At 61.8% G+C, this 13,284-nt stretch carries 11 protein-coding genes; 2 read left to right on the top strand and 9 right to left on the bottom strand.

Features of this window, described 5'->3' with window-relative positions; genetic code table 11:
* Positions 1-250: 250 nt before the first annotated feature.
* From QEZ49_RS16060 to gloB, 3 genes are all read right to left on the bottom strand, one after another.
* Positions 251-2,167, bottom strand: coding sequence for an NYN domain-containing protein (locus QEZ49_RS16060; protein ID WP_280388367.1), 1,917 nt, complete (start codon positions 2,165-2,167; stop codon positions 251-253).
* A gap of 238 nt (positions 2,168-2,405) precedes the next feature.
* Positions 2,406-2,855 carry a cupin domain-containing protein gene (locus QEZ49_RS16065; RefSeq protein ID WP_280388368.1) on the bottom strand — a complete coding sequence of 150 codons (450 nt, stop codon included), beginning with the start codon at positions 2,853-2,855 and terminating at the stop codon, positions 2,406-2,408.
* A gap of 4 nt (positions 2,856-2,859) precedes the next feature.
* A complete protein-coding gene (gloB, locus tag QEZ49_RS16070) occupies positions 2,860-3,633 on the bottom strand; it encodes a hydroxyacylglutathione hydrolase (protein ID WP_280388369.1) in 774 nt (257 codons plus the stop codon).
* A 152-nt stretch (positions 3,634-3,785) separates the two neighbouring features.
* On the opposite strand from gloB, the gene QEZ49_RS16075 reads away from it, so the two are divergent.
* Positions 3,786-4,571: a class I SAM-dependent methyltransferase gene (locus tag QEZ49_RS16075; RefSeq protein WP_280388370.1), complete on the top strand. Its 786-nt coding sequence runs from the start codon at positions 3,786-3,788 to the stop codon at positions 4,569-4,571.
* Here QEZ49_RS16075 and smc read toward each other — a convergent pair.
* From smc to QEZ49_RS16095, 4 genes are all read right to left on the bottom strand, one after another.
* On the bottom strand, positions 4,553-8,014 hold the full coding sequence (gene smc, locus QEZ49_RS16080) for a chromosome segregation protein SMC (protein WP_280388371.1): 3,462 nt from the start codon (positions 8,012-8,014) through the stop codon (positions 4,553-4,555). The two genes, QEZ49_RS16075 and smc, sit on opposite strands and share 19 nt — an antisense overlap.
* Positions 8,015-8,117: 103 nt before the next feature.
* Complete coding sequence (locus tag QEZ49_RS16085; protein WP_280388372.1) at positions 8,118-8,921, bottom strand: DsbA family protein; 804 nt, start codon at positions 8,919-8,921, stop codon at positions 8,118-8,120.
* A gap of 14 nt (positions 8,922-8,935) precedes the next feature.
* Entirely contained in the window at positions 8,936-9,589 is a 654-nt protein-coding gene (locus tag QEZ49_RS16090; protein WP_280388575.1) for a DsbA family protein, read from the bottom strand.
* Between the two features lie 204 nt (positions 9,590-9,793).
* On the bottom strand, positions 9,794-10,393 hold the full coding sequence (locus QEZ49_RS16095; RefSeq protein WP_280388373.1) for a DciA family protein: 600 nt from the start codon (positions 10,391-10,393) through the stop codon (positions 9,794-9,796).
* 151 nt (positions 10,394-10,544) lie between these two features.
* Between QEZ49_RS16095 and mutY the strand changes: the two genes are divergently transcribed.
* Positions 10,545-11,588 carry an A/G-specific adenine glycosylase gene (mutY, locus tag QEZ49_RS16100; protein ID WP_280388576.1) on the top strand — a complete coding sequence of 348 codons (1,044 nt, stop codon included), beginning with the start codon at positions 10,545-10,547 and terminating at the stop codon, positions 11,586-11,588.
* A 41-nt stretch (positions 11,589-11,629) separates the two neighbouring features.
* On the opposite strand, the gene QEZ49_RS16105 is transcribed toward mutY, so the two are convergent.
* On the bottom strand, positions 11,630-12,067 hold the full coding sequence (locus QEZ49_RS16105; protein WP_280388374.1) for a hypothetical protein: 438 nt from the start codon (positions 12,065-12,067) through the stop codon (positions 11,630-11,632).
* Positions 12,015-13,247: a ParA family protein gene (locus QEZ49_RS16110; protein WP_280388375.1), complete on the bottom strand. Its 1,233-nt coding sequence runs from the start codon at positions 13,245-13,247 to the stop codon at positions 12,015-12,017. The genes QEZ49_RS16105 and QEZ49_RS16110 overlap by 53 nt, the downstream gene beginning before the upstream one ends.
* Between the last annotated feature and the right edge of the window lie 37 nt (positions 13,248-13,284).

Below are 13,284 nucleotides of genomic sequence, written 5' to 3' on the forward strand. Positions count from 1 at the left end.
AAACAGCTAGAGCCTTTCCGCGATTCAACGAAACGCTGAAAGGCTCCAAGCCAGCAGCCAAGATCTGTTTATGGAAATGGCCGGACTTCTGTCCGGCCATTTTTTTTGGCCATTTGCGTTTGATGACGGCCTGCACTGATCGCACGGCTGGCGACGTTCTCAGTGCGTTGGAACGCACAGCACAGCAGCACCAAAGAAAACGGCCGGGAAAACCCCGACCGTTGAAGTGATCTCGAAGTTTATGCGTCTCTTATCCGCGCAGACGGGTACGGATGATGCGAGGGAAGTCGTCTCCACCCGTTCCGGTCGCCTGTCCGGTATCTTCATTGCCCCACCAACGCTGGTTAGGGTCGCCCTGCTGGACTGACGGATCCATCATGCCTGCCTGCGAAGGTTGGGCCATGCCGGGCTGCTGCTGCCACGTCGGCGCGTATCCATCCTGCTGTTGCGGAGCACGCTGACGCTGCTGCGGCTGGGCTGCCACCGGAGCAGCAAACCATGCTTCGATCAGGTCAAGCTCGTCAGCGGAAAGATTGAGCCCCTGACCACGGCAACGTGCGACGACAAAGTTGCGGAACCGCGATGCAAACAGGCTGGGCGATGCACCCTGATCGAACCAGGGATCAGCCTCGCTCACGACATCAAGCACAAAGCGAACGTCGTCACGGCGCACACCGATGCCAACACTCTCTGCGCGCTTCACGATGTTTGCCAGCGTTTGCTGGCCAGCAAGACCGTTCGCAGCAATCTCCTGCGCCATGACATCGAACAGCGTACGGTAATCCTGCGGTGACAGTGTCGGCGCCTGGCTGGCTTCGTGGATGCGCGCGATCGACTGCTGGATCGAAGCAGCACCCTGTGCAGTACGCGGCGACATCGGCGCTTGCTGTGCGGGGGCCTGCTGAGGCTGAGACATATGCTGAGGCTGCAGCGGCTGACGGAACGCCCCCGGCTGGCCCGTGAGGGTCTCGGGCTGAGCCGGGGTCATCGGCTGATGCTGCTCCATCGGATTGGGGTAATCGTTGGTAGCTGCGACTTGCCGGTGATTTGCATTGGATTGCTGTGGGCCAAAGAATGGCGCCAGTGAGCGCTGTGCCATCAACCCTTCGGCGCGGGACGGATCAGCGACGGGCATCTCTGCCCGTGGTGCGATACGGCCCTCCATGCGCGGCTGCTGTGCCGGCACCGGCATTTCTGCGCGGGGCTGCATCTCGGCACGCGGCTGCTCCATCATGCGGCTTTCAATGCGCGGGGCACTTGCCTGCGCCGCACGGTTGGCGTCGTAGACGAAGTACGGCGGCTGGGCAGTAAGCCGGATATCTTCCGGCAGGCCGCGCGTAAGCAGATCGCGGAAGCTTCCGGTGCCACCCCATGCCGAACCAGCGGTTTTCTCGTGCCCCAGAACGCGCACGCAGCGATCGGCGAGCGCCTCAAGCGGCACCGGCTGGTCGGCCGTGCGCACGATGTTGGCAACCTCGGTCAGGATTTCCTTGCGTACAGCTTCGATGGAAGCTGCGCTCGGCAGCGCCTGCTGCTGGCCACCACGCTGCTGGGCTTCCGACTGGTCGGCAATCTTGTTGCTGCCATCCGTCAGCAGCGCCAGGAAATTGGCTTCGCGGATTTCAGCATCACAGATGGCGGTGTAGGGGGCGGCGGTGTGATCGTTCGAATAGATCACCGTGCGGCGTGCGTGGGAACGCAGACGGTGCAGAACGGGCGTGAAGTCGGCATCGGCAGAGAGGATCACGAATTCGTCGAAGCGGGTGTCGTGCGTGAGGGTATCGCGCACATCCATGACCATGCGGATGTCAGCCGAATTCTTGAGCTGAGCGGTTAGCGGCGGGCAGTCGACCACTTCGAACCCGGCGCGCAGGAAATGATGGCGCACGAACGGGAACGAGCTCATGTCGGTGGAGTTGTCGTTCTGATTGCGGCGGGGAACCGGATTGCCGTAGCAGCGGCAAATAACCAGACGCCGCTCAGCATCGGCCTTCGGCGCATTGGTCGCCGTCATCAGAGATCCGTTGATGATCTCTTTGAGCCACGCGCCAGCATCCTTGGAGAACCGCTTCGCAGCGTCCTCGCTCTTGCGCTTCAACGACAGATAGACGTTGTCGTAGTCGACAAACACCGCTGTCAGAATTGGCCCTGACGACTCGCGTTTCATAACCCACATCCCCCCGCATGGCCGTAGCAATCACGTTGCTAGAACCATTTGGTGAGTCGCATAAGCGCGGCAACCGTCTGACAGCCAACAAGGCTGGAAAACTGTGTGCGAACGGTGGGTTAGAGATGATCAGCGTTGGTCGTTAGTGGTGGAAAACGCGATTCTGATGTTTCGATGCAACATATGGGCTGTCTGGATCGCAACAAGCTGACAGGCCGCGCGGTCCAGTGTCGTTGAATCACACGCGTGGCGGTGAAAAATCCGGCGCTGCAAGTTCAAACTTCTCGAACAGAAACCCCGGCGCTACCGTGCAGCTAACCAGCGTCCACGCGCCCAGACTGCGTGCGCTCTGCCAGTATCCAGGCGGAACAATGCCTTGAGGTCGCTCCCCTTTGATGAGATCCGAACCGATAGTCAGATCGGCGATCGTTCCATCCGGTGGCGCGATCGAGAGTTGCAGCGGAGCGCCGGCATGCCAATGCCAGATTTCCACCGCGTCAACGCGATGCCAGTGCGATACCTCGCCGTGTGCCAGCAGAAAATAAATCGCTGTCGATGCGGCGCGCGCTCCACCGTCGTCGGTCGCGATGGTGTTTTCGTCACGAAAGGTTTCGCGGAAATGTCCGCCTTCAGGATGCGGTTTGAGATCAAGCATCCGGATGATGTCGGAGGCAGTGAGTTCGCTCATTGTGTCAGCTTCTGTTTTTCAGTTCGCGCACAGCCGCGAACACTTCCCAGTCCGCTGCATCCTTCAAACCCAGCAGCGAGCGTATCGCGTCCGAATGCGGACGCAGAAACGGATTGGCTTCCATTTCACGGTCGAGCCTTGTCGGTAGTGTTGGCTGATTGTGATCGCGGAGCTGCTCGACGCGAGCGGCGAAATTGATGAGCGCCTGATTGTCCGGTTCCAGCGCCAGTGCAAAGCGCGCGTTGGATTGGGTGTATTCGTGTCCGCAATAAATTTGAGTGTCGGGCGGCAGACGCATGATCTTTTGCAGTGACTGCCACATCCCTTTCGGCGTGCCTTCAAAGATGCGTCCGGCGCCGAGCGAAAACAGTGTATCGCCGGCAAACAGCACTTTCGCAGCGGGAAACCAGTAGGCGATGTGGCCAATGGTGTGGCCTGGGGTTTCCAGCACCTCGATATCGAAGTTGCCAAAGCGCAGCGTGTCGCCTTCGCCGACAGCTTTGTCGATGCCTGGAATGCGATTGGCTTCACCGCGCGGGCCGATGACTGTGCAACCCGTCGCCTGCTTCAGTTTCAGGATGCCGCCGGTGTGATCGTTGTGGTGGTGGGTGACGAATATGTGCGTCAGTTTCCAGCCCTTGACGGCCAGCTGCGCCAGCACCTCTTCGGCGTCGGGCGCATCGATCGAGGCCGTTACGCCTGCATCGGCATCATGGATCAGCACGCCATAGTTGTCGGACAGACAAGGAAACTGCTCGATTTCGAGCTTCGGTGTCATGCGGAGCGGCACCCTGACGAGTTCTGATGGAAAATTGAATGAAGCAAAGGGTAACCGTGCTGCGCAGGTATGACAACGTCATCGCGCCGAAGGCTTGAATTGGCGGGCGAAGCGGTCAGAGTGGCGGCTGAAGCAACTGGACGGAAATACGGGTGCAGTCACACGTAGACGAATTGCAGGCATTTTATGCAACGCCGCTGGGGCAGACGGTGCGCCGTATGCTGGCGCATCGCATCCGCGCGCGCTGGCGCGGCCTCAGTGGCATGACGCTGGTGGGATTGGGCTACACATCGCCGTTTCTGGGCGCATTTCGCGGTGAAGTCAGCCATCTCGGATCGCTGGTGCCCGACAGCATGGGCGGATGCGCGCGCTGGCCAATAAAAGGGCCGTCGCAAGCGGTTTTTGTCGACGATAATCGGCTGCCGCTGGCCGATGGTTCGGTTGATCGCCTGCTGGGGGTGCATTGCCTGGAGGTGGCCGATCACACCCGACACCTGCTGCGCGAGATGTGGCGCGTGCTGGCACCGGAAGGGCGGATGATACTCGTGGTGCCGAACCGCCGTGGCGTGTGGGCGCGTCTCGATAAAACGCCGTTCGGACACGGGCGGCCCTATAGCCGGCAGCAGCTGACGCAACTGCTGGAGGGCGCGATGTTCACGCCGATGGACTGCAATGGCGCGCTGTTTTTTCCGCCGTTCGGATGGCGTGTCATGCTGCGCTCATCGACGGCATGGGAGCGCGTGGGCGCAAATCTTTCGCCTGCGTTTTCCGGCGTGCTGATTGTTGAGGTCGCCAAGGAGCTGATGGCGCCGATCGGCGGCAAGCCGCAGAAGGTGCGGCGTGCACGGCAGCTCGCAACCGTCGCCAATCCGGCAGCACGTCGCGAGGCTTCGACACCACATGAGAGAAAAGCGAAGGATCAAACGGCTTCGCGATAACTATGCGCGGTCTGCAGATCCACCGACACAAGCTGCGAGATGCCTTTCTCAGCCATCGTGACGCCGAACAGACGGCTCATGCGCGACATGGTCATCGGGTGATGCGTGATGACGAGGAAGCGCGTGGCGGTTTCCTCGGCCATGTTCTCCAGCAGACGGCAGAAGCGATCGACGTTGGCGTCGTCGAGCGGTGCATCAACTTCGTCCAGCACGCATATCGGCGATGGGTTGGTGAGGAACACGGCGAAGATCAGGGACATCGCGGTGAGAGACTGTTCGCCGCCGGAAAGCAGCGATAGCGTCGCCGGTTTCTTGCCCGGTGGCTTGGCGATGATTTCAAGCCCGCCTTGCAGCGGATCTTCGCCAGCAACCATTTCAAGCCGCGCCTCGCCGCCGCCGAACAGCGTTGAGAACAGCCGCCCGAAATGAGCGTTCACCGCTTCAAATGCTTCATTCAGGCGCTTGTGAGCTTCGCGGTTGAGCTGGCCGATGCCGCCGCGCAACTTGGCGATGGCGCTTTCAATATCGGCCTTCTCGGTCTCCATATTGTTGGTTTGCGCGCTGAGCGTTTCCAGTTCCTGATCGGCGGCCAGGTTGACGCCGCCCAGACGCTCGCGATCACCGCGCAAACTGTTCAGCTTGCGTTCGACCTGTGACAGCTCGGGCAACGGCGCACCCGGTTCCGGTTCAGCCAGCGCCAGGCAGTTCTCCGGCGCAACGTCCAGTTCCTCGCGGATCTGGCGCGAAACATCCTGGCGGCGTGTGCGCGCAGCCTCAAGCCGGGCCTCGGTGCGGGCGCGGCCTTCGCGTGCTTCGGCCACGGCACCTTGCGCCGCCCGCAGCGTCAGCACTGCGGCCTTGGTTGCGGTATCGGCTTCTGCGACGGCATCAGCCGCTTGCTGGCGCGCCGCTTCCGCTTCCGACAGTGCGGACAGTAGTTTGCCGCGCTTCTCGTCGATTGCTGCGGGAATGTTGGCCAGCGTTTCCAGTTCCGCGCTTGCTTCTGCAAGTCTCGCCTTCAGCGCTTCGATCTGTTTGTCGGCGCCGGCCGAGCGTGCCGTCCAGCGCTCGCGGTCAACGTTGATGGCGGAGCGGCGGTTGGCGCGCATGCGCCGGTCGCGTTCGATATTGGCCAGTGCGCTGCGGGCGTCGGCCAGTTCCATCCGGCGGGCTTCCGCTTTGGTCTTGGCTTCGGCCAGTGGCGTTTCGAGATCGTCGGCGGCGGCGAGCCCAGCGGCGGCCTGCTCAGCTTCCGCCAGCAGCGATTGCGCCAATGCGAGTTCTTCCTCAGCGCGGCTGCGCGCGCCGGTAACGCTCGCCAGCTTGCTTTCAGTTTCGCGCGCTGCGCGCTCAATCGCGGTGAGGTTGTCGCGCGTTTTCGCCAGCATGGTCTGCGCCTCGCGGCCCAGCTGACGCAAGCGTTGCTCTTCGGTGCGGGCGGCGGTGAGTGCTTCCGATGCGTGGCGCTCAGCCGCTTCAGCGGTGGCGACAGCGGTGCGGGCTTCGGCTTCCTCCAGCTCGATGGACGACAGCCGATTACGCTCGGCAAGGCGCTGCGCTGCCGGTGTTGCGCCTTCGGCAGCAGCGGTGAAGCCATCCCAACGCCACAGATCGCCAGCGCGCGTAACGAGGCGCTGACCAGGCTTTAACTTCGCTTGCAGCGCGCGGCCCTGCTCCACGTCATCGACGATGCCAGTCTGGCGCAGGCGGCGATCAAGCTCCGGCGGCGCCTTGACGTGTGCAGACAGCGATTTGACGCTGGCGGGCAACGCAGGGTCGGATGCGGCCGCCGGAACATTGCGCCAATGCACAGCCGCCTGCTCCGCTGCCGGGGCTTCAAGGTCGTCGCCAAGCGCGGCGCCGAGAGCGGTTTCGTATCCGGCGGCGACGCGCAGACGATCCACGATCGGCGGATAGTCGGCCTGGCGCGTGCCGATCAGCAGCTTCACCAGCGTTTCACGTTCAGCACGCAGCGTTGCAAGCCGCAGCCGCGCGGCTGCGCCGTCTTCGCGCGCTGCATCGTTGCTGACGATCAGCGCCCGCGCGTGATCCTCGGCGGCCAGCGCCTGCACTTCGAGCTTGGCGATTTTTTCCGCGAGCTGTTTTCCAGCGTCGGTAATCTGCTGCAGCTTTTGCGCATCCGGTGCACGGCTGGTGATTTCCTGCGTCTGCGCATGCAGTTCATCGAGCTGGCGCTTCAGCTTGGCGACGCGCCCCTGCCGCTCGGACAGATTGGCTTCAATGGTCTGGCGGTGTGCGCGCTGTTCAGCGAACTTGGTGGTGAGGTCGGCAAGGCGCGCTTCGGCGAGGCGCTGATTGTCCTGCGTTTCCTCCAGCCGCTCGTGGGCGCGGTCTTCGGTTTCTTCCGCCTGCACATCGTCAAGCGCCAGCGTTTCGAGTTCTGTTGCGAGGTTGGCCAGGATCTCACGCGCTTCGGTAATCACATCCTCTTCGCGGGCGATGTCGGCGGTGAAGTGCTCGGCGCGGGCATGCATTTCCTGCTCGCGGTCGGCAGCGCGTTTGGCTTCCTGCTCCAGATTCTCCTGCTCAATGCTCAGGCGCCCAACGGCTGCGGCGCGCCGGGCTTCCTCCTCGCGCAGCGGGTTCATCGTCTCGGCGATGCGCGCTTCTTCGGCCAGCGCCCGCGCTTCTTCTTCGGTTGCCGTGCCGAGCAACGCCAGTGCATTGCGCAGATTTGTTTCTTCCGCGTCGACGTGCGTCTGCGCATCCACCCACGTCAGATGCATCAGCAGCGCTTCGGCACGGCGGATGGCGTCGGATATTTCCTTGTAACGCCGGGCCGCGCGCGCCTGCCGCTTCAGGCCTTCAACCTGCGTATTGAGCTGACCGAGAACGTCGGTGAGGCGCTCCAAGTTCGCTTCGGCAGCCTTGAGACGTAGCTCCGCCTCGTGGCGGCGACTGTGCAGACCTGCAACGCCCGCTGCATCCTCAAGAATGCGGCGGCGCTGTTCCGGCTTGGCGTTGACGATCTCGGCAATCTGCCCCTGCCGCACCAGTGCGGGTGAACGCGCCCCGGTGGCGGCATCCTCGAACAATATCTTGATGTCGCGCGCGCGCGCCTCGCGGCCGTTGATGCGATAGGCCGATCCCGCCTCGCGCTCGATGCGGCGGGTGATTTCCAGATGGTCGGAGTTGTTGAACTCGGCCGGCGCCAGCCGTGCACTGTTGTCGAGGAAGATCGTCACTTCGGCGCTGTTGCGCGGCGGGCGGCCCGTGGTGCCGGCGAAGATCACGTCATCCATGGCGGCCGCGCGCATGCTCTTGTGCGAGGTCTCACCCATTACCCAACGCAGCGCTTCCAAGAGATTGGATTTGCCGCAGCCGTTGGGGCCGACAACGCCCGTCAGGCCGGGCTCGATGACAAGCTCGGTCGGCTCGACGAACGATTTGAAACCCAGCAATCTGAGGCGCGTGATCTTCATCGCGGTTCCCAAACGGCAGCCAACGTGTCCGCAGCGCGGATCACGCAACTTTCATCGGCACCGGGCGCGGGCGAAAAACTCCGCGCCAATACGATGCCGTTGCTCAGTTCGGGACGGTGGCCGCCGACGCGGTCTGGCCTGCAAGCTGCGGGTCGACCATCGCCCGGATGTCCTCCATCGTCAGCTCTTTCTTTACGAGCCGGTTGCCGACGAAGAAGTTGGGGGTGCCGATAACGCCAAGCTTGCGCCCGCGGTCCTTCACCCACTTGAGCCCGTTAATCATGGCTTGATTCTTGAGGCACGCATCAAATTGGTCGCGCGTCATCCCCACCTGAGCTGCAACCTTGAATATGGGGTCGAGGCGCACTTCCTGCGAGACCCAACTGGATTGTTGTTCAAGAAATTTTCCATGCAGCGCCAGATATTTATCCGGCGGGGCGCAGCGCAGCGCGATGGTGGCGTTGCCCGAGGTCTTGCCGATCGGGAACTCGCGCAGGATCAGGCGCACTTTGCCGGTGTCGATATATTCGCGCTTCAGCTGCGGAAACGTATTCAGGTGGAAGTTGCGGCAGTGCTGGCAGGTGAGCGAGGCGTATTCGACAATCGTCACCGGCGCATCGGCACGACCGATTGACATCTCCGGCAGCGAGCCGGTCAGCATCACATCTTCGATCGTCGGGTCGTTGATGACCTCGCGGCCACCGACCGGCTTGGCGGTCGGATCAGCGAACGGATGGAACCGCTCCGGTCCGCTGGAGGCAACGTCCTCAGCGGTCGGGAAGGGGCTGTTGTCGTCGGCTGTGGTCTGTTCCGGCGACAACGATGCTGTGCTGGTCAGCGCGCTACCGCCGCATCCCGCAACCAAGGCGGACAACAGCAATGCGGCGGCGAGTGCGGCTGATTTCATCACGGGTGCGATGCTCAGTTCTTTTCGAGCAGCGGTTCGATGGCGGCGTCGAACTTGTCCATCGTGTTGCCGCCCTCAAGCTTCTTGCCGTTGACGTAGAACGTCGGCGTGGCCGAAACTCCGAACACTTCCGAAGCGCGCGTGCGGCCGGCGGTGATGTCGTCCAGCAGCTTCTGATCGGTCAGGCACTTGTCGAACGATTCCTGCGTGAAACCGGCCTGCTTGGCGATCTCGAACAGGCGCGGCACGGGATTGCCTTCGCCGAACGCCCACTCGTTCTGCTTCTCGAACAGCACTTCGATCATCGGCAGCGCCTTGTCATTGCCAGCGCATCGGGCCAGCATCGATGCTGCAGCAGCCAGATTGTCGAGCGGGAATTCGCGGAACACGTAACGCACCTTGCCGCTGTCGATGTACTTCTTCTTGAAGTCCGGCCAGACGTTGTTGGTGAAGGTGGCGCAGTGACCGCAGGTCATGGACGCGTATTCGACAACCGTCACCTTGGCGTCATCCGGGCCGATGGCCAGATCCGGCAGGCCAACCGGCTTCATGAGTTCTGCGACCGGCACTTCGCTCGGGCCGCGCGACTGGGCGGCGAGCGGCAGCGAAACGGCGGCGCCAAGTGCAGCGGCACAGGCGACGGTGAGCACGGCACGCCGAGCAATCATATAGCGGCCGGATGAGATCTTGGATGCGGACACGTGCATGCTCCTTGGGAGTAGGAATTATTGGGCGTTGTTTGTTGGCGCACCGCCCATGCCTTCAATCATTTCGATAGGGACGGGTTAGCACGCTATGGGGCGATGGAATAAGGCAAAACGCCCTTAGCTCCAAGCCGGTCAAGCTTAAACTGTGCTTAAGCAAAGCGATGCTCAGCGGCTTTGGGGGCGGCTCATCAGGCCGGTTTTGAGCTTTGAAAGAGCCTGCCGTAGGCGTTCATCGGCGATATCGGCCAGCTCCGGGGCGGGTACCGGCTGCGGCGGTGGCAGCATGGAGGTTGCGTCCTCGCGCTCGGGCAGCGGCGCCTGTAGGATGCGCAGCTCAGCCACGGCGCGATAGCCGAAGTGGGCGTTGATGCGCTCGATAAGCTGTTGGCCCTTGTACTGAATGTCGAGCGCCCGGGCCGGGTCCACCCGCAGGATCAGCGTGCCGCCGGGGCGGCTGGAAGCGGTTTCATCGGGATCTGAATAGTCAACGCCACGCGGCCACTTCAGCCGCTCCGGGGCGGTATAGGCAGCAACGTCTCGACCGACGATGGTAGCCCATTCCAGAATGAGGGTGGCGGCGGCAAAGCCATATTTTTCAAAGGCTTTGTGGGTCAGCTTGGGCACGAAGGCGCCAACTGCGCGGGCCGAGATGTAGTCGCGCGACGAGCGCATCGGCTGATATGAGCCGGTGGGCGCTGCCGGATTGCGCTGGGTAGTCGAGCGCATCATCGGCCGGGAGCGTGGCAACGTGGCGTTGCTAGCCATGGGGATTGTCACCTTAGAACGTTTGCAGCCCGCTATGCGATGCTTACCATCAAGGTCATCGATTCGCCGGCGCCGGGAGAACATCCCCTTGACTGCTGTTGCGCGAAAGCAACTTCCGCTTAGGCCCGCTGGGCCGGACACGGTGGACGCGTTGCTTGCCTGGTACGATGAGGAGCGGCGTGAGCTGCCCTGGCGCGTGGCGCCGGGAAAGCGTGCCAATCCCTATCGGGTATGGCTAAGCGAAATCATGCTGCAGCAGACCACCGTGAAGGCGGTCATCCCCTACTATCAGCGGTTTCTCCACCGTTGGCCGACGGTGAAGGCTCTGGCCGCCGCACCGCTTGACGACGTGCTCGCGGCGTGGGCCGGCCTTGGCTACTACAGCCGCGCGCGCAACCTGCATAAGTGCGCCATCGCGGTAGTCGAGCAGTTTGGCGGCAAGTTCCCTTCAACGGTGGCCGAACTTCAGAAGCTGCCGGGCATCGGCCCTTATACCGCTAACGCCATCGCCGCGATTGCCTTCGGCGAAGCCGCTACGCCGGTCGACGGTAACGTGGAGCGCGTCGTGGCGCGACTGTTCTCGGTGCGTCAGCCGCTGCCCACCGCCAAGACAGAGCTGAAGCGCCTCGCCGCAACGCTGACGCCGGATCGGCGCGCGGGCGATTTCGCGCAGGCGATGATGGATCTGGGGGCGGGCATCTGCACGCCGCGCCGGCCGTCGTGTCTCGTTTGCCCCGTGCAGAGCGATTGCGCCGCTGCCGCGCACGGCATGGCAGAAACTCTGCCTATGAAGCTGGGCAAGGCCGAGCGCCCCAATCGCGTCGGCTTCGCCTTCGTGGCGCTGAGCGAGGATGGCCGCGTGTTGCTGCGCCGTCGCCCAGAAGCTGGATTGCTGGGCGGCATGCTGGAGGTGCCGGGGCCGACGTGGGGCGATGAGCTGCCGCCGCGCAAGGATGCGCTGCGTTCAGCGCCGGTGCGCGGCGACTGGTGGGAGGTGCCGGGCACAGTGGTGCACGTGTTCACGCACTTCCGGCTGGAAGTGATCGTTTTCCGCGCGCTTGTTCCGGCCGATGCATCGCTGACGTTCTGGGCCGAGCCGGACCGCTGCCAGTGGGTCGCGCGCCGCGATCTGCACGCCGCCGCCCTGCCCAGCGTGATGCGCAAGATCATCGCCCACGCCCTAAGCGAGAACTAACTTCGCGGTGGTTGCCGGCCTGGCTATGCGCACGGGTTTGATCAGAATATTTCGCTGATTTTTCCCTTGCGGTTCTGCGCCCGCATGGTGGAGAGGGCCCAGGTTTCGATCTCCGCTACCGCTTCAGTCTTGCTTTTAAACTTTGCCTCGAAGCCGCGGAACCTGTTGGCGATAGCTTTGGTCTCAGGCAGCTTTATCGATTTCATGCTTTGCAAAATGGCCGCGACAGCTTCGGGCGTCTGAGCGCTGCGCAGTTCCTGTACGTATTTGGTGACAGTTGCTTCGTTCAAGGCTGTCGGATTTTTTGCCGCTTTCGGTGCTCCATTCTTTGCCTTGGTTTTCGGCTTTGTTTTTTTTAGTCCATCAAGAACTGCTGTCAGATCGATGTCGTCAAACTCGGCAAGGGCATCTAAAAACGCCCTGAGATCATCCTCTTCGGCGCGCGGAAGCGATCGGCGTGACGCTTGCAGCGTATCCAATACCAGCATCCGGAGTTGGCCTATCTTCATTGGGGAAGATCCTTGCGCTTATCTTGTCGCCGAGCGCGATGAACATATCGCGCACGTCATTATCAGTACTGAATGCGAGGCCATTGCCCGCAACTCTCGAGATTGCAGCCTTCCTGCAAATCCAGGCATCCGAGATGATTTCGGGGAAGGGTGCCTTTTTCCAGTACGATGGTATGAGTTGGCGTAGCTGGTTCAAAGCGGCAGTTTCATTCGACGTCAAATTCTTGGATTGCGCCACGAATGTGGGAAGTACGCCGACGATATCGAGCGCCGGATTAAGCTCGGTCTTCAACTCATGGAACACGCCCAAGGTATTGATGGTAGCGTTGGTGCACAGGCCGTCCAACATCGTTGGAATTAGAACGTGGGTACTGGCGCAAGCAGCATTGATGGTAGCTGTCATCAATCGCGGGGCGGCGTCGATAATCACTACGTCGAAGTTCTTCTGAACAATCGGATCAGACAGATATTTGTGCGTGTTGAATCGTATTTCCGGAGCGTTTGGCTGGGTGAGCCAGCGCAATAGCACTTGATTTTCAACTTTATTGAACCCGTAGAAGCATGGGAAAAACTGGCTCTTCGGTAGCTCCGGACGCAGGCTGTATGCCTTTGCAAAAGCCATTTCCGGCGTGTCTTCACCCTGAATGAGACGCTTGGCCGAAGCCTCTACGTTATCGAGCTTCGAGGCGGCCAGCAGAATTTCTGTCAGCGATCCCTGATAGTCGAAATCGATCAGCAGAACCCGCTTGTTGAGATGAAGCTCGAAGTACGCGGCGAGGTTGGCGGAGACTGTAGTTTTCCCAACGCCACCTTTGAAGTTGGCAACGGTTAGAATTGGGATGCTGTTGTTGAGCCGCTTTATATATTGGCCGACGTCATGCTTTGTCGGGCGCAGCCAGATGTTGACGGCCCCATCGAGAACGTCCTGAATTTCTGCAAAACGATCTTCAAGCGCCGTGGCGCGCTCATTTTCCGCGTCGAGCTTTTCCTCAGCCTCGCGGGCGCGGGCCTTCAGGGAGCTGCCGCCCAGAAGTTTGCCAAGCGTTAGGCCGCCGCCGAAGATAGTCACTGCTGCGGCCATAGCTGCAAGCACAGACTGAAAAGCAGTGGGCACTCCACCGCTGACGAGCGAGGCTAAATCCCCCAGCACAACGCCACCCCATTACTCTTACGCGTAATATGAGGCC

Origin of the sequence: Hyphomicrobium sp. D-2 (assembly GCF_029872155.1) — a bacterium.
Classification (GTDB): Bacteria; Pseudomonadota; Alphaproteobacteria; order Rhizobiales; family Hyphomicrobiaceae; genus Hyphomicrobium_A.